At 60.3% G+C, this 16132-nt stretch carries 11 protein-coding genes and 4 tRNA genes; 13 read left to right on the top strand and 2 right to left on the bottom strand.

Translation table 11 applies throughout. The features are described 5' to 3' along the window. Positions 1-291: 291 nt before the first annotated feature. The 3 genes from HMPREF2894_RS03905 to HMPREF2894_RS03915 all read left to right on the top strand — a co-directional run bounded on the left by HMPREF2894_RS03905 (position 292) and on the right by HMPREF2894_RS03915 (position 4320). The gene (locus HMPREF2894_RS03905) at positions 292-1059 is read left to right on the top strand and encodes an ABC transporter ATP-binding protein (protein WP_012903286.1); all 768 of its coding nucleotides are present in this window, start codon (positions 292-294) and stop codon (positions 1057-1059) included. A 3-nt stretch (positions 1060-1062) separates the two neighbouring features. After that, a complete protein-coding gene (locus HMPREF2894_RS03910; protein ID WP_070677898.1) occupies positions 1063-3816 on the top strand; it encodes an ABC transporter permease in 2754 nt (917 codons plus the stop codon). Positions 3817-4002: 186 nt separating this feature from the next. Continuing rightward, the gene (locus HMPREF2894_RS03915) at positions 4003-4320 is read left to right on the top strand and encodes a nucleotidyltransferase family protein (RefSeq protein WP_070677901.1); all 318 of its coding nucleotides are present in this window, start codon (positions 4003-4005) and stop codon (positions 4318-4320) included. Between the two features lie 142 nt (positions 4321-4462). Here HMPREF2894_RS03915 and HMPREF2894_RS03920 read toward each other — a convergent pair whose 3' ends face one another. Then, entirely contained in the window at positions 4463-5314 is an 852-nt protein-coding gene (locus HMPREF2894_RS03920; protein ID WP_070677903.1) for a response regulator, read from the bottom strand. A 41-nt stretch (positions 5315-5355) separates the two neighbouring features. After that, a complete protein-coding gene (locus HMPREF2894_RS03925; protein ID WP_210399396.1) occupies positions 5356-6795 on the bottom strand; it encodes a histidine kinase in 1440 nt (479 codons plus the stop codon). A gap of 585 nt (positions 6796-7380) precedes the next feature. Here HMPREF2894_RS03925 and HMPREF2894_RS03930 point away from each other — a divergent pair. The 10 genes from HMPREF2894_RS03930 (at position 7381) to HMPREF2894_RS03975 (ending at position 16113) form a co-directional block, all read left to right on the top strand. After that, positions 7381-8736 carry a hypothetical protein gene (locus HMPREF2894_RS03930; protein ID WP_070677907.1) on the top strand — a complete coding sequence of 452 codons (1356 nt, stop codon included), beginning with the start codon at positions 7381-7383 and terminating at the stop codon, positions 8734-8736. A 182-nt stretch (positions 8737-8918) separates the two neighbouring features. After that, positions 8919-9974 (top strand): 3-isopropylmalate dehydrogenase, encoded by a 1056-nt coding sequence (locus tag HMPREF2894_RS03935; protein WP_070677908.1) that lies wholly within the window; start codon positions 8919-8921, stop codon positions 9972-9974. A gap of 392 nt (positions 9975-10366) precedes the next feature. Beyond that, positions 10367-11464: a branched-chain amino acid aminotransferase gene (locus HMPREF2894_RS03940; RefSeq protein WP_070677910.1), complete on the top strand. Its 1098-nt coding sequence runs from the start codon at positions 10367-10369 to the stop codon at positions 11462-11464. Positions 11465-11728: 264 nt separating this feature from the next. Next, a complete protein-coding gene (locus tag HMPREF2894_RS03945) occupies positions 11729-12481 on the top strand; it encodes a fumarylacetoacetate hydrolase family protein (protein ID WP_070677913.1) in 753 nt (250 codons plus the stop codon). 57 nt (positions 12482-12538) lie between these two features. Then, positions 12539-14050, top strand: a complete 1512-nt coding sequence (gene gltX / locus HMPREF2894_RS03950) for a glutamate--tRNA ligase (protein ID WP_070677915.1) — start codon at positions 12539-12541, stop codon at positions 14048-14050. Positions 14051-14052: 2 nt separating this feature from the next. Then, positions 14053-14496: a hypothetical protein gene (locus tag HMPREF2894_RS03955; RefSeq protein WP_070677917.1), complete on the top strand. Its 444-nt coding sequence runs from the start codon at positions 14053-14055 to the stop codon at positions 14494-14496. A gap of 263 nt (positions 14497-14759) precedes the next feature. Continuing rightward, positions 14760-14832, top strand: a tRNA-Gly gene (locus tag HMPREF2894_RS03960). A 527-nt stretch (positions 14833-15359) separates the two neighbouring features. Next, positions 15360-15431 (top strand) — tRNA-Gln (locus HMPREF2894_RS03965). Between the two features lie 22 nt (positions 15432-15453). Further along, a tRNA-Glu gene (locus tag HMPREF2894_RS03970) sits at positions 15454-15526 on the top strand. 512 nt (positions 15527-16038) lie between these two features. Then, positions 16039-16113: transfer RNA gene (locus tag HMPREF2894_RS03975), tRNA-Val, on the top strand. The last annotated feature ends 19 nt before the right edge of the window (positions 16114-16132 follow it).

The raw sequence follows: 16132 nt of genomic DNA on the forward strand, positions 1-16132 counted from the left end.
TTTTTGTTGTCCAAGAAACGGGAGGCAGTTCAATGGGGGAGGAGCCGGGGGCTTTCTGTATGTACGTAGGGGTAGGTTTGCGCGTGGGGTAGTAGCCCTGGCTGAACCGCCACTCATACTTAAGGATGAGGCCGGATTCCCGTTCCTGCCGCCTCAGACGCATCTCAGCCCGTGGGCTTAGCAATAGCCCCTGCGTCTGCAGGTCAAGACCCGGTGAACACCTACCAAAATCAACCTGGAGGATGAGAAAAACCCCTTAGTCAGCGCCGCATTGCGTGAAATAATTGAACTATGACTACGACAACTCCTCACGCACAGACGGCACAGCCCGCCGTCTCCGCACGAAACCTTTCCAAAACCTACGGCATGGGTGAAGCAACCGTCCACGCCCTCAACAACGTCTCCGTCGACTTTGAGCAGGGCAAGTTCACCGCCATTATGGGTCCCTCCGGCTCGGGTAAGTCCACGCTGATGCAGACCATCGCAACCCTGGATACCCCCGACCCGAACCCGGCAACCTCGATTCGTATTGGTGGTACCGAGCTCTTCGGTCTGAAGGACAACGCCCTCACCGAATTCCGCCGCGAACACATCGGCTTCATCTTCCAGGCGTTCAACCTGGTGCCCACCCTCACCGCGGGCCAGAACATTGACCTGCCCCTGGGCCTTGCCGGTAAGAAGCCGGACCCGCAGTGGCGCGACTACCTAGTTAAGACCCTCGGCCTGGAAACCCGCCTCGACCACCGCCCCGAACAGCTCTCCGGCGGTCAGCAGCAGCGCGTCGCCATCGTGCGCGCCCTGCTCGCACGCCCCGAAGTGGTCTTCGCCGACGAACCGACCGGTAACCTCGACTCCAACTCCGGCGCCGAGGTGCTGCGCCTGCTACGTGCCGCCGCAACCGACCACGCACAGACCATCCTCATGGTCACCCACGACGCAAACGCCGCCTCCTACGCAGACCGCGTGGTCTTCATCAAGGACGGCATGGTCGCCGGCGAAATGATCGAACCCACCTACGACGCCGTGCTCGGCGCAATGGCACAGCTGGAAGGTCGATAAGCCGTGGCAACCACACTGAACACGGTGGCGCGCTCCAATCTGCGCGCCTCCAAAGGAAAATACATTCTCACGGGCATAGGCATCGCGATCTCATCCTTCTTTATCGCCGCCATTATGATGCTCACCAACTCGCTGCAGGCGACCGTCAACTCCTCCGTCGGTGACGTGCTCTCCCGCGCCGAGGCGGTCGTCGCCTCCGCCGCTACCACCTACGATGGTAAAGACAGCACCGCCATCTACCTGACGCGCGACCAGATCCAGAAGGTAGAGCAGAGCGACCTGCTCTCCGGCTACTGGGTGCAGTACGCCGTCACGGGCTCGATCGGTACCGGCGACCAGAAAACCCCCGTGCAGTACAACCAGCTGCCCGCCGACTCGAGCCTCTTCCCGTACAAGGTGCAGGGCAAAATCCCCAGTAGCGACCACGAAATCATGGTCTCTACCTACTTTGCGAAGAAGCACAACCTCTCGCTGAATGGCAAGGTCACCAGCACCGACGTTGTGGAATCCGTTAGTGCTCCCGGTACTGATAAGACCGCCGAATACACCGTCGTCGGCCTGTTCGACCCCGGCTTTGAAGGCTCCACCACCAACCAGGCTGTCTTCATTGGCGGTACCAGCCTCGGCGAAGCCGCCCTGAAGGCATCCGAGGCAGAAAACAAGAGCTCCGCGGCAGGCTACCGAAGCATGGCTGGCGCGAACCTCATCTACCTCAAGTTCAAGGACGGCGTAACCGACGCCAAGCTCAAGAGCCTGCAGGATACCCTCAGCAGCGGCGACACCAAGAACGACCCGCGCGTCATGACCGGTCAGAAGCTGCTGGAGGACTACCAGAAGACCCTCTCCACGGTCTTCACCTCCATTAGCGTGGTCCTGGGTGCCTTCGCGGCACTGGCTCTGCTGGTTTCCTCCTTCGTCATCTCCAACACCTTTGCGGTGCTGGTCGGCCAGCGCATCCGTGAACTGGCTCTGTTGCGCACCCTCGGTGCCCGCGGCGGCTCCCTCGTACGGATGCTACTCATCGAATCCATTACCGTGGGCGTGGTGTTCTCCCTCATCGGTGCACTGCTGACCTACCCGGTTGGCGCGCTGGTTGGTGCAAACCTCACCACCATCATGATTTCGTACTCGATTACCCCGATCCTGGTGAGTGTGCTCCTCTGCACCATCGTGACGGTTCTGGCGTCGCTCTCCCCGGCACGAAGCGCCCTGCGCATCTCGCCCATCAGCGCGATGAGCGAGCACACCAACCTTGAGGTGCGCAAGCCCGGCAAGGTTGGCCCAATCCTGGGTCTGGTCTTCGGTGCCGCAGGTATCGGCCTGGTTATGCTGGCTCAGAACCAGGGTTCCGGTGAGGGCGCCGGCAATAAGGCCATCCTTCTCATGATGGGGGCCGCGCTGCTGCTCGGTATTGCGGTCTTCCTCCTCACCCCGCTGGTACTGCCGCCGCTGGTACGTGCCCTCGGCACGGTCACCCGCACCCAGACCGGCAAGCTGGCGCTCGCCAACGCGCTGCGTTCGCCCAAGCGCACCGTCTCCACCGGTCGTGCCGTGCTGGTGGGTACCCTGGTCGTATCGACTGTGCTGACCGGTTACTCGGTGCTGAGCGCCTCGCTGACCAAAGCCTTGGATCAGCAGTACCCGATTTCTGCGCAGGCAAAGTACAGCTCGTACGACCAGTCCGAGGCTGCCTCCACCGTGACCAAGGCGGAGGAAATCGCCTCCAAGGTCAAGGGTATTAAGAACGTTCAGGCATCCGCCGTCGGTTACGCAGCCGGTGTGGTTGACTACACCGTCGAGTACGAAGGCCAGACCGCCAACCAGAATTCCGACCTGGTGGCGCTGAGCTCCTCCGATTTGAAGGCAATCTTGCCGGGCGAAAACTCGAACCTTGCTGACGACACCGTGCTCGTACCGCAGGGCCTCTGGAAGTCCGCTGGATTGAACGAATCCAGCCGTCTGAAGGCACACGGCCCGCTCGGCGAAGTGGAACTCAAGCCCGTCAAGTCCGCAACCAAGCAGCACCTGCTGATTGTCAACCCTGCCACCGCCGCCAAGCTGCAGGACGCCAAGAACCCGCAGAAGGTTGCCAACCCTGCCGCTGAGGAAGCTCAGAAGCGCCTGGAAGAAGCAATCGCCAGCGGTGACAAGGAAGCTCAGACAAAGGCAGCTCACCTGACTGTCACCAGCCAGGCAACCGGTAACGACACCGTCGTTCTGGTGCGCGCCGCCTCCCCGCTGACCAGTAGCGAGAACGCGACCCTGCAGGCTGACCTGAACCGAGCCAGCCCTGACAGCTCCTTCACCGGTGGCTTGCAGGAACGTCAGACCTACGACCAGCTGCTGACCGTTATGCTGACCTTCACCCTGGTGATGCTCATGCTCGCAGTGGTCATCTCCATCATTGGTGTGGCGAACACGATGACCCTGTCGGTCAACGAACGCCGCCGCGAGAACGCGATGCTCCGTTCGCTGGGTCTGTCCCGCAAGCAGCTGCGCCGCATGATCTCCATTGAGGCGATTCTGATTACGCTCGCCGCTGTGGTGCTCGGTATGGTTTCCGGTGCGGTGATTGGTAGCCTCTCGGCGCAGATTATTATGTCTTCCATGAGTGCTTCCGCCCCGCTGGTGCTTGACCTGCCGTACGTCTGGTACGTAGTCATCCTCATGGTGGGTGTGCTCGCCGCGATGCTCGCTTCGGCTCTGCCTGCGGCTCGTTCGGCTCGCATGTCCCCGGTTGAGGGTATGCGCGGCTAACCCGCTGTACCTGGCATAGTCACAGTACCCGGCAAACCCGGATACTCGGCGTGAGAAAGCCCCGGAAGGGTGCCCCGATAAGGGAGGCGCCCTCCGGGGCTTCACTGTGTCCTCTAGTCTGCCGTGCTTGTGCTCTCAGATTCTTGGAGCTGACCTGCAGCCTGGCTTTGCGCGTATGATGGGTGTATGAGTACTAGCTACCCCAATCTGCGTCGCGGGTACACGCTACCCCATGAAGCGGAGGTTCTTCAGATCCTCCGTGACGCTGGTGTGCGCCGTGCCCGACTCTTCGGCAGCGCCGCCCGCGGTGAGCTGACCGAAACCAGCGACCTGGATTTTTTGGTGCAGATGCCGGGTGCGGCCCCTTTTGACGAGTTCATGCAGATGGTGGATGCTCAGCACCGCATTGAACAGCTGACCGGCCGTAGCGTTGATATGGTCACCCGGTTGCGCCCCCGCATCTATGCGGAGGCAGAACCGGACATGGTGGAGATGCCGCTATAAGAAGTTGCCTGAGCTGATGAGCGACTTTGAACGAATCATCAACAAGATGATACAAGAAACTACTTAACTAACAAAGCCCCGGAGGGTGCCTCGATTAGGAGGCGCCCGCCGGGGCTTCACTGTGCTCTTATATAAGGGAGCGCTAGTGGGCGATACCCGCCTCATACGCCATAATGACCGCCTGCACACGATCACGCGCACCCAACTTCGCCAACACATGCGATACATGCGTCTTCACCGTCGCCTCCGAAAGCACCAGCTCCCGCGTAATCTCCGCATTCGACAAGCCGCGCGCAATCAAACCCAGCACCTCAAACTCACGCGGCGACAACTGCTCAATCAACTCACGATGCGGATAATCCTGCACCGGCTCAAAGCTTGCATGCTCAGCCGGAATGAACGTCGCCTTAGGAAGCTCAGAACCAGCAGCCGGGGGAATAGCAGGAACAGACTCAGCGGCAGGAGCGGTAGGAACAACAGGAGCGGGGGAGTCCAGCACCGGAATCATCTGCTCCAACAGACGGCGAGTTGCAGACGGCGCAATCACCGCATCGCCGCGGTGCACCGTACGAATCGCCTCCAGCAGCTGCTCCGGCGGGGTGTCCTTCAACAAGAAACCGCTCGCACCCGCACGCACCGCCGAATACACGTACTCATCAATATCGAAGGTCGTGAGCATAATAATGCGCACCCGCTCATCCTCTTCACGCTCGCCGTCACGCTCCAGAATACGGCGCGCCGCCTCCAGGCCGTCGCAGTGCGGCATGCGCACATCCATGAGGATGACCTGCGGCGCCTGCCCCTCAGAGACCATGCGGTCAAAAACGTCAATCGCCGCCAGGCCGTCATCGGCTTCCATGACGACCTGCAGATCCGGCTGGGAGTTGACGAGCATGCTCAAGCCGCCGCGCACTAGGCGCTGGTCGTCAACGAGCATCACGCGAATCGGCTGGGTGGTCTGTGGTGCAGAAGTCTGTGGTGCAGAAGAGTACATAGTTTCAATCCTAGATCACGAGGTAGTAGAGGGCACCGCTATTAGAGGTCGCGGTAGGGCAGCGCCGCCTCAACGAGCCAGCCGCCGTCAGGCTGCAGACCGTAGGTGAGGGTGCCGTGGTAGAGGGCGATGCGTTCGCTCATGCCGCGCAGACCGTTGCCGCTACCGGGCACAGGGCGGGCAATGTGCTGAGCCACGGCAGAGGAAACCGGGTCGTTATGTACCCACAACTGCAGACCGTCCTCGCCCCAGTGAATGGTGACGGTGGTTGCCGCGCCGGGGGAGTGCTTGAGCGCGTTGGTGAGCGCCTCCTGCACGGTGCGGTACGCCGCCAGCTCGGCACCTTGCGGTAGGGTGCGCGCCATGGTGCCGGTGATTCCGGTGAAGGTGACGGGTAGCCCGGCGCGGCGACTCTGCTCCACGAGGGCAGGCACATCGTTGAGGGTGGGCACGGGTGCGTAGGCGGTTGCCTCGTCCGTGCGGAGTAGCCCGAGGAGGGAACGCATCTGGGTGAGGGAGTCGCGTGCCGTGTCTGCGATGAGTTCTAGGGTCTGCTCGGCAATATCCGGTTCGTTCTGCTGAGCCTGACCCCACTGCTCTGCCTGTTCGGTCTGTTGCTCTGCCTGCTGTGCCTGTTGTGTTTGCTGGGCGCGTGCGGTGCGGGCGCTTGCGGCGGCGTAGCGTGCCCCGTCCGCCTGGGAAATAATGCTGGAGAGCGAGTGCGCCACAATATCGTGCATTTCACGGGCGATGCGGGTGCGTTCATCCTGTGCGGCGAGGCGGCGTTCCTGTTCCTGCTCGTATTCGAGGCGGCGGGCGCGTTCTTTGAATTCCTCACTGCGCAGTTCGCGCATGCGGCGGGAGTCGCCGAGGAACCAGAAGACGGTGAAGATGGATCCGCAGAGCACGCCGAGCATCAGGGAGATGAAGATGCGGGCGGGCATGTCGTCCCAATGGTAGAGGAACGAGAGCGAGGCCTGCACGGTGACGGCGAGTGCGCCGACCCAGCCGAGAATGAGGGCACGGAAGCGGGTGCGGCGGGTCCAGTGCCTGCCGGTGTGGTAGGCGGCGAGGCTGACCGGCGGGTAGCAGGTGATGGCGAGTGAGCCGGGGTAGGGCTCCACGAGGGTGAGGCAGAGCGCCGCGATGACCACGTAGATGCTGCCGTAGGGGAAGCGGTAGCGGAAGTAGAGCGCGGTGGTGCTGCAGAGCGCGGAGATGAGCGGGATCCAGCCGTAGCCGTTGATGAAGGCAACGGAGAGTACGCAGCAGAAGAACTGCATGTGCGCGACGACGATGAAGTTCATCCAGCCGCGTTTGTCTCTGAGGTAGTTTTGCATGCGGCTGGAGGCGCTGATTGCGTCGGCGGGTAGGTCGCTGTTTTCTGAGCTGCCGCGGGTATGCGTTACGGCGTGGCCTGATTCGGCTGTCTCTGTGCTGTGCTGTGGGTTCTGCTGGGGTTCGGTGTGTTTGAGGGGCATGTTTCCAGTGTATCGGGGTGGTGGGGCGGGGCTGGGAGCCTCTTTCTACTCTCACATGCAGGGATATTTTGTGGGTTTGTGTGTGGGGGCGTGTGCTTGAGTGAGTATGACACGCCGAAAACACCTATTTTTAGTGACCTTGATTACTTTTTTGCAGATTGTTTATTCAACTAAAGCTTGAGAGTTTGGGGTTGTATGGGGTTCGAATTCGGGTTTAAGAGACTTGAAACTCCCTTAAGTAACCTATTTTGGTTGAAAAACCTTCAACCAAGGCGGAGAGTTTAGGGGAAACCCCCTCATCAAACCATTTTTGGAACCATTGCGGTACAGGTCCTTGATGGGTATAGTTTTAGCCGTACCCGAAATCTGCGCCGGTGGTCTATGACCCCGCAGAGCGAACACCAAGCGCTCTGAAACGCGAAAGTCCCTATGTAGGGGACCGGTTACAGCATTATGTCGTTATCACCAGAGGTTAGGCTCAAGCCGACTCACTCACTCGACTTGTTTCAAGTGATGTTTTCTGCCGCGCACGACGGCGGGTGATAACTCTTATTCCTCAAATGACATCACTCTCGAAGGACATATATGTCTACTAATATTTCTCGCCGCAAGGTTGTCGCTGGCGCAGCATGGGCTGCCCCGGTTGTTGCAGCATCCGCTGTAGTTCCCGCTTTTGCTTCCTCCACTGACTGTGCTGACCAGGCATCCCCGGCATACTCCATCGAAGGTACCTCCGCAGGCGCTAAGACTGTTCAGAAGTTCAAGGTTCCCGCTAAGGTTGACAAGATTAACTTCGTTATCAAGGGTGGCCCCGGTGGTACCCAGTACCCCGCAGTTCCCGGTGGTCGTGCAGCTATGCTGTCCGGCAGCATCGCTGTAAAGGAAGGCCAGACTGTTGAGATTGTGGCTGCAGCTGGTGGTATCGGTAACCACCCCCTGACTGCTGCTGAGGGTGGCGAAGGCTACGGTAACGGTGGTTCCTCCAAGGGCTCCGACATCATTCCCTCCAGCATTATCTCCAAGGTGAACGCTAAGTGGTCCGGTAACACCCAGCTGAACCGCTCCCTCTTCTCCTCCTCCGGTGGTGGCTCCTCCGCTCTCATTATTGACGGCACTGTGATTGCTGTTGCCGGTGGTGGCGGTGGCGTTGGCGTCATCAACGCTGGTGGTTCTAACATCAACGAGCAGTACAAGTACCCCGGTGCTGCTGATGCAGGTTGGTGGAAGTCTGACGGTGACCGCACTGCTCTGCCCTACCTGACCTCGAAGGCAGGTAGCGTATCCGGTCTGACCGGTGGTGCTGGTGAGCAGGGCTCTGGTGCCTACACCGTTGACCACAGCCAGACCATCACTGTTGAAGCAGGTAAGGGTGGTGCAGGCGGTGTCGGCGGTATCGGTGGTACCAAGACCGCTCTGCCGACCGCTACCTCCCCGAACGGTGAGGTTATCTTCTACACCACCAACAACCAGGAAATCTACGCTTCCTCCGCAACCGGTAACGCAGGTGGCGATGGCTTCACCGGTGCAGGTGCAGACGGCGTTGGCTCCTACTCTTACCAGATTGATAACAACGACAGCACCAAGAAGGAAGAGGGCGTTCTTAACGGCAAGGGCTGGGCTCTTGAATACCCCTCCACCGGCTTCAACTTCAATGGTCGTCAGTCCGTCGTCTCCGCAGGTGGCGGTGCAGGCTACGGTGGCGGTGGCTCCGGTGCTTCCACCTCTTCTGCTGCTATCCTGAAGCAGAAGTGGAACAATAACCCGAACGGTCTTCGTCAGCCCGTTGGCTTTGGCCAGCAGGGCGGCGCAGGTGGCGCAGGTGGTTCCTACCTGGCTCCCGATGTTATCGACCCTGTTGTTGCTACCTCTGAGCAGGTTGCGACCAACCGTGGTGACCGTAAGAACGGCTCCGTAGTTGTTACCTTCTGCCAGCGCTCCTAATAGCGTCTAAGTTCTTACCCTGTGAGAACTCGTAGATAAACAATATTCCCCGGCTGATGATTCAGTCGGGGAATATTGTTTTAACTGGCAGTACCCATCTAGCCCACCCCTCCCTAGCCCAGAGTCTGAGAACCCGCCCGCACACTCTACCGCCCACCCGCGGCGCGTATTACGGTAGAGGCATGACTGAAGCACGTAGCATCGACCTCGCCGTCATCCCCGGCGACGGCATCGGCCCCGAAATCATTACCGAAGCCCAGCGCATCCTCACCCGCGCCTGCGAGCTCGAAAACATCACCGTAACCCCCACCCACTACAAGCTCGGCGCCGAGCACTGGCTGGAAACCGGTGAAACCCTGCCCGACTCCACCATGGACGCCCTCAAGAAGCACGACGCGATCCTCTTCGGCGCCATCGGTGCAGACCCGCGCAGCGGCAAGATTCCCTCCGGCCTCATCGAACGCGAAATGCTCCTGAAGCTGCGCTTCGCCTTCGACCACTACATCAACCTGCGCCCCTCCCGCCTGTACCCCGGCGCAGTCTCCCCGCTCGCCACCCCCGGCAACATCGACTTTGTGGTCGTGCGTGAAGGCACCGAAGGCCCCTACATCGGCAACGGCGGCGTGATTCGCCAGGGCACCCCGCACGAAATCGCCACCGAAGTCTCCCTCAACACCGCGCACGGCGTGGAGCGCCTGGTGCGCTACGCCTTCGAGCTGGCGTCCACCCGCCGCAAGAAGGTCACCCTCGTACACAAGACCAACGTGCTCACCCACGCAGGTCGCCTCTACAACCGCTACTTCACCGAAATCGCGGCTGAATTCCCCGAGGTTGAGACCGACTACCTGCACATTGACGCGACCACCATCTTCATGGTCACCGACCCCGCCCGCTTCGACGTGATCGTCACCGACAACCTCTTCGGCGACATCATCACCGACCTCGCCGGTGCAGTGACCGGCGGTATCGGCTACGCGGCAAGCGGCAACATCAACGCCGTCGGCGAGTTCCCCTCCATGTTCGAGCCCGTACACGGCTCCGCACCGGACATCGCCCGCCAGAACAAGGCAAACCCCACCGCCGCAATCCTCGCCGGTGCAATGCTGCTGCGCCACCTCGGCCACGATGCAGCCGCAGCCCGCATTGAGGACGCCGTCGAAGCAGACATGCGCGAAAACGGCGCCACCGTGCGCGGAACCGATCAGGTCGGCGCGGACGTGCTCGTACGCCTCGGTTAAAACCCACGCGGCTAAAACCCACGCGGCTAAAATTCAGTAGCAGCTGAACGCGAAACACCCGTGAAGCCCGGAAGGAACACACCTTCCGGGCTTCACCCATATCTTCGCCGGTACAGCCCCTGTTCATATCCTGAATGGGAGAAAAGGTGTGCATGCGGCAAACGCATCTTTCCGGTACTCTAAAACAGGTCAGGCACACCCGCCCGGCACCTCGGCGGTGGACACCATCCACCACTAGCTTTGATGCATCCGACTAGCACAGACCGCTAGATGCACCATCTGCCCCGCACGACAACGCGCCCGGCGGCACACACCGGTCCCTCGCCCCGGCGCGAGAACCGCCACTCAAAGAACGCCCACAGAGGCAACTAGACGAAGAGGAACGCAGAACGATGGCCATCGAATTCAGCCACGAAGCAAACCAGTCACCCGCCACCGCCGAACGCCGCGCCGAAATCCTTGCAAACCCCGGCTTCGGCGACTACTTCAGCGACCACATGGTCACCATCGACTGGGAAGGCGACTACAAGACCGGCGGCACCTGGTACGACGCACGAGTTCACCCCTACGGCCCGCTCGTTCTCGACCCCGCAGCATCCGTGTTCCACTACGGTCAGGAAATCTTCGAAGGCGTCAAGGGCTACCGCCACGCCGACGGCTCCGTGTGGACCTTCCGCCCCGAAAAGAACGCGGCACGTTTCGCAAACTCTGCACACCGTCTCTCCCTGCCCGAACTGCCCGCAGAGACCTTCATTGAATCCCTGCGCGAACTCGTGAAGATGGACGAGCAGTGGGTACCCACCGGCGACGGTGAAGCCTTCTACTTCCGCCCCTTCATGATTGCAACCGAGGCGTTCCTGGGCGTTCGCCCCGCACGCCACGTGCAGTACCACGTGATCGGCTCGCCCGCAGGTAACTACTTCGGCACCCCCGAACCCGTGGACATCTGGCTCTCCACCACCTACGCCCGCGCAGGCGAAGGCGGCACCGGTGCGGCAAAGTGCGGCGGTAACTACGCAGCATCCATGATCGCCCAGACCGAAGGTGAAAAGCACGGCTGCAAGCAGGTTATCTTCAAGGACCCGCACCGCGGCGACGCTATTGAAGAGCTCGGCGGCATGAACGTGTTCTTCATCTTCGGCAAGGAAAACAAGATCGTTACCCCCGAACTGACCGGCACCATCCTTGAAGGCGTGACCCGCTCCTCGCTGATTCAGCTCGCTAAGGACCGCGGTATGACCGTTGAAGAGCGCGCCATCACCCTCACCGAGTGGCGTGAAGGCGTGGCAAACGGCGACATCACCGAAATCTTCGCCTGCGGCACCGCAGCAGTGGTCGCACCCATCGGCAAGCTCAAGGCAGAAGACTTCGAAATCCCGGCACCCACCGAGCACTTCGGCGAAATCTCCAAGAGCCTGCGCGAAGAGCTCGTCGGCATTCAGCTCGGCACCGTTGAGGACCGCCACGGCTGGATGACCCGCCTCATCTAAAACGTGAATCTAACGTAACCAGCGAAATCCCCGCAGGATGCCCCGCCCGACCCCGCATGTCGCGCGGTGAGCAACCCGCGGGGATTCGCTGTGCCCGGTCAGTGCTGTGCCCGGCGAATATTGCGCGCGGCGTTGATAGCGTGAGGGTAGGGGAGAGGAGGCGCACCCCGCCGAACTTAATAGTGTTGAACCCCGCCGGGCTAAACCCTGCCTTGCCAATTCCGCCCGCCGCTCACACCCTCGAAGGCTGGTACCCTAGAAAGTATGCGTATTGCACGATTTACCGTAAATAATGAGCTCCACTTCGGGCTGGTAGAAGGCGACGCAGGCGAAGAAACCCTGCGCGTCATCGCCGGCGACCCCTTCTACTCGGGCGTCGAACCGACCGGCACCACCTACCCCATCGACCAGGTGCGCCTGCTCGCCCCGATTATTCCCCGCTCCAAGGTGATTGGAGCGATCGCAAACTGGGCTGGAACCGAGGCGCCCGCCTCTCCGCAGTTCTTCCTCAAGCCCAACACCACCGTGATTGGCCCCGGCGACCCCGTGACCCTGCCCGAGTACTCCGAAGCCGTCAGCGCAGAAGGTGAACTCGCCGTCGTTATCGGTCGTATCGCCAAGTCCGTGCCTCTTGAGCGCGTGCACGAGGTCATCTTCGGCTACACCGTAGCCAACGACCTCACCGCCCGCGACCTGCTCGAAGACCGCCAGTGGACCCGCGCCAAGGGCTTCGACGGCTCCACCCCGCTCGGCCCCTGGATTGAAACCGACCTGGACACCGACTCGCTGAACATCACCACCTGGGTCGACGGCGACGTCGTGCAGGAGGGCAACACCTCCGAGATGCACTACTCCGTGGCCGAACAGGTGGCCGCAGCCTCCGAAATCTTCACCCTACTGCCCGGCGACGTCATCCTGACCGGCACCCCCGCCGGCGTCAGCGTGCTGCGCGACGGCAACGAAGTAGAGGTCGAGATCGAAGGCATCGGCTCCCTCGTCACCCGCGTGCGCGACTAAGCCGCCCGCGCCCAAAAACGTAACGTACATCCTGAAACACACCGTCAAGGAGACATCATGACCGAATACCACGGTCCCGTACTCAACAGCCCCGCAGACACCCGCGTCCGCTTCTGCCCCTCGCCCACCGGCACCCCGCACGTGGGCATGGTCCGCACCGCCCTCTTCAACTGGGCGTACGCACGCCACACCGGCGGCAAGCTGATCTTCCGCATCGAAGACACCGACGCAGCACGCGACTCCGAAGAGTCGTTCAACCAGGTGCTTGAATCCCTGCACTGGCTCGGCATCAACTGGGACGAAGGCGTTGGCGTCGGCGGCCCCCACGAGCCCTACCGCCAGTCCGAGCGTAAGACCGCAGGCATCTACAACGAGATTTTCCAGAAGCTCGTTGAAGGCGGCTACGTGTACGAAGACTTCTCCACCCCCGACGAGGTGAAGGAACGCCGCAAGGCAGCCGGTCAGGACCCGCAGCTCGGCTACGACAACTACGACCGCAACCTCACCGAAGAGCAGAAGGAAGCCTACCGCGCAGAAGGTCGCAAGCCCGTGTGGCGTCTGCGCATGCCCGATGAGGACATCACCTTCAACGACCTCGTTCGCGGTGAAATCACCTTCAAGGCAGGCACCGTACCCGACTACGTGGTCGTCCGCTCCAACGGCGACCCGCTGTACCCCTTCGTGAACCCCGTCGACGACGCACTCATGGGCGTCACCCACGTGCTGCGCGGCGAAGACCTGCTCTCCTCCACCCCGCGTCAGATTGCGCTCTACCGCGCACTCATCGACACCGGCGTGACCAGCTTCATCCCCGAATTCGGCCACCTGCCCTACGTCATGGGCCAGGGCAACAAGAAGCTCTCCAAGCGCGACCCCGAGTCGAACCTCTTCCTGCTGCGCGACTCCGGCTTCATCAAGGAAGGCCTGCTGAACTACCTGTCCCTGCTGGGCTGGTCCCTCTCCGCAGATCAGGACGTCTTCACCATTGATGAGCTCGTCGAGCACTTCGACGTACACGACGTTGTCGCCAACCCCGCACGCTTCGACGTGAAGAAGGCAGAGTCCATCAACGGCGACCACATCCGTGCGCTCGACCCCAAGGACTTCCGCGACCGCCTCATCCCGTACCTGCAGGCTGCAGGCGTACTCGGTGAAACCCTCACCGAGCGTGAAGAGCAGGTCCTCACCGAAGCTGCACCCCTCGTACAGGAGCGTATGCAGCTGCTCGGCGAAGCACCCGGCCTGCTCGCATTCCTCTTCAAGGCTGACGAAGAAATCAGCACCGCAGACGACGCACGCAAGCAGCTCAAGGAATCCGCACCGCAGGTCCTCGCCGCAGCGATCGAGGCTCTGGAGCCCCTCGAGGACTTCACCGCAGCCAACATCGAAGCAGCCCTGCGCGCCGCAATCGTCGACGGCCTGGAAATCAAGCCGCGCCTCGCATTCGGCCCCGTGCGCATCGCAGTGTCCGGTGAGCGTATCTCCCCGCCCTTGTTCGAATCCATGGAAATCCTGGGCAAGGAATCCTCCCTCGCACGCCTGCGCAAGCTTGCCGCTGAACTGAGCTAGCTATGAATCAATCGATTATGGGGAAGGCGCTGCTCAAGGGCACCCTCATGGCGCTCACCAACGCCTGCATTATCTGGCTGATTCTGTACATCGCCAACATGGACAAGTCCGTCTTGATGGTGGTCGCTGTTGTTGTTGCGGCAGCCTTCGGGTACGTGACCGCCTACTTCGAGGCGCGCGCCGCCCTGAACGCTCAAGAAGCTCAGGCACGGCACGCCCGCGGTGGCGACGTCAGCAGCTCGTCTGACGGCGTAGACACTTCGGATTCTTCGGACGAAGAGCGCGAGGACGACAAAGACGACTTCGTGGACCCGGGCCCCGACCCGGACGCGGGCGACTTCGACGCCGGAAGCTCCAGTAGCTCGGACTACAGTAGCTACAGCAGCTCCGACTACTCTGGCGGCGGCGATTCCGGTGGAGGCGACTCCGGCGGTAGTAGCGACTAAGCTCTAGAGAATCCCCTTATCCAGCGGGAATCAGACGACCGAAAGGTCTGAAGAAACCCGGCGGATAAGGGGATTTTTCATAAATTTGAGAATATTTTTTGTGATGGGTATTTCCTGTAAAACTACTAGTCGGTATCTTTTGCGGAGGTGAATCTGGCTCCATTTGAGGGAGTGTAGCAAGAATTTGGTTTGCGCACCCCGGTAAAGGCTCGTATAGTAGTACCTGTTGTTGCGACGAACTGAAAAGTTCAAAGCGAAAACATGCGGTTGTAGCTCAGTTGGTAGAGCACCACCTTGCCAAGGTGGATGTCGCGAGTTCAAGTCTCGTCAACCGCTCCGCTCAAGCCCCGAGGTTCGCCTCGGGGCTTTTTTGTTGTCTCTGGGGTTTTATTGTCTCCGGGGTTTTAGTTTTTGGAGGTGCGGGGGGCGGGGTCCTGTGATCTTTCCCGAGGCGGTTGCTTGGGTGGGTTGACTGCCAGACTATCTGACTACCTGGCTACCTGGGTGCTGGCTGCCGGGCTATCTGACGACCTGACTGTCCGGTCATCTGGCTATCGGGAGGCAATACAGGAAAAATCTTCAAAAAAATTTGGGATGCAAAGCGTGCGGGGGAGAGGTTAAAGCCACTCTCTGAGCCCCTTGGAAGCTGCTTTGAGGGGTGAAAATCGACCCCAAAACCCTCCTTTTTAAGAAATTTAAAAAACTTTTTAACCCCAAAAACCCCGGAAACACGCGGAAGTAGCGGGCATAAAACCGTGAATGTGAGGCGGCTCTCTAGATTTCGGCTTGCACGCCTCCAGAAAGACCCGTATAGTTATTACTCGTTCCGGTGATAAGTCGAAAGGCGAGAAACGGAACGGTAATGGGATATGGTGTAATTGGCAACACGAAGGTTTCTGGTTCCTTTGTTCTAGGTTCGAGTCCTGGTATCCCAGCTAACCTCCTCACGGAGGTTGCGGCCCCATCGTATAGCGGCCTAGTACTCCGCCCTCTCACGGCGGCAACACCGGTTCAAATCCGGTTGGGGTCACACTAGAAATAAACCCTCAGTCTTCTGGCTGAGGGTTTATTTGTTTATCCGGTAAAGACTGGTTTTAGATTCTACGGTGCCGCCGTGAGCCTCTCACGGCGCCGCTCCTTACGTCGCGGCACTCCGGGGCATGATGGATTTCCTCGCGCGCTCGGCATCATGCCCCTCCGTCACCGTTACAAACCGGTTGGGGTCACACTAGGAAAAAAGCCTGGTTTCTTCGGAAGCCAGGCTTTTTTGTTTATCCAGTGAAACCGGACTGAGATTCGGTAATGACTTAGCGACTTCAGCCATGGTTAAAAGCTATCCCTCAAAACGCTAACCCAGCCCCAAAGTCCGTACCTCATGACCAGAGTCCATAAGTCATTACTGAACCTGCAGTCACCTCTGGTGGGATGATCTTTTAGATTCCATGGTGCCGCCGCATACTCCTCGAGAAGGGAACGGGAAGAAAAAAAGGGGAGCGCAAAATTTGACCTTCACGCCAAGCCTCGGTATAGTCTTATCCGTAAGCGTGATTGGCGCAGTGGTAGCGCGCTTCGTTCACACCGAAGAGGTCACTGGTTCGAACCCAGTATCACGCACCAATAACCCCCGTTTCAAGGA

Source organism: Rothia sp. HMSC066G02, from assembly GCF_001813145.1.
Classification (GTDB): domain Bacteria; phylum Actinomycetota; class Actinomycetes; order Actinomycetales; family Micrococcaceae; genus Rothia.

What these genes read in the sequence shown, in the direction of transcription:
- HMPREF2894_RS03905 (WP_012903286.1), top strand. Translation starts at nt 292, where the DNA reads ATGACTACGACAACTCCTCACGCACAGACGGCACAGCCCGCCGTCTCC.
- HMPREF2894_RS03915 (WP_070677901.1), top strand. Translation starts at nt 4,003, where the DNA reads ATGAGTACTAGCTACCCCAATCTGCGTCGCGGGTACACGCTACCCCAT.
- HMPREF2894_RS03920 (WP_070677903.1), bottom strand. Translation starts at nt 5,314, where the DNA reads ATGTACTCTTCTGCACCACAGACTTCTGCACCACAGACCACCCAGCCG.
- HMPREF2894_RS03925 (WP_210399396.1), bottom strand. Translation starts at nt 6,795, where the DNA reads ATGCCCCTCAAACACACCGAACCCCAGCAGAACCCACAGCACAGCACA.
- HMPREF2894_RS03930 (WP_070677907.1), top strand. Translation starts at nt 7,381, where the DNA reads ATGTCTACTAATATTTCTCGCCGCAAGGTTGTCGCTGGCGCAGCATGG.
- HMPREF2894_RS03935 (WP_070677908.1), top strand. Translation starts at nt 8,919, where the DNA reads ATGACTGAAGCACGTAGCATCGACCTCGCCGTCATCCCCGGCGACGGC.
- HMPREF2894_RS03940 (WP_070677910.1), top strand. Translation starts at nt 10,367, where the DNA reads ATGGCCATCGAATTCAGCCACGAAGCAAACCAGTCACCCGCCACCGCC.
- HMPREF2894_RS03945 (WP_070677913.1), top strand. Translation starts at nt 11,729, where the DNA reads ATGCGTATTGCACGATTTACCGTAAATAATGAGCTCCACTTCGGGCTG.
- gltX (WP_070677915.1), top strand. Translation starts at nt 12,539, where the DNA reads ATGACCGAATACCACGGTCCCGTACTCAACAGCCCCGCAGACACCCGC.
- HMPREF2894_RS03955 (WP_070677917.1), top strand. Translation starts at nt 14,053, where the DNA reads ATGAATCAATCGATTATGGGGAAGGCGCTGCTCAAGGGCACCCTCATG.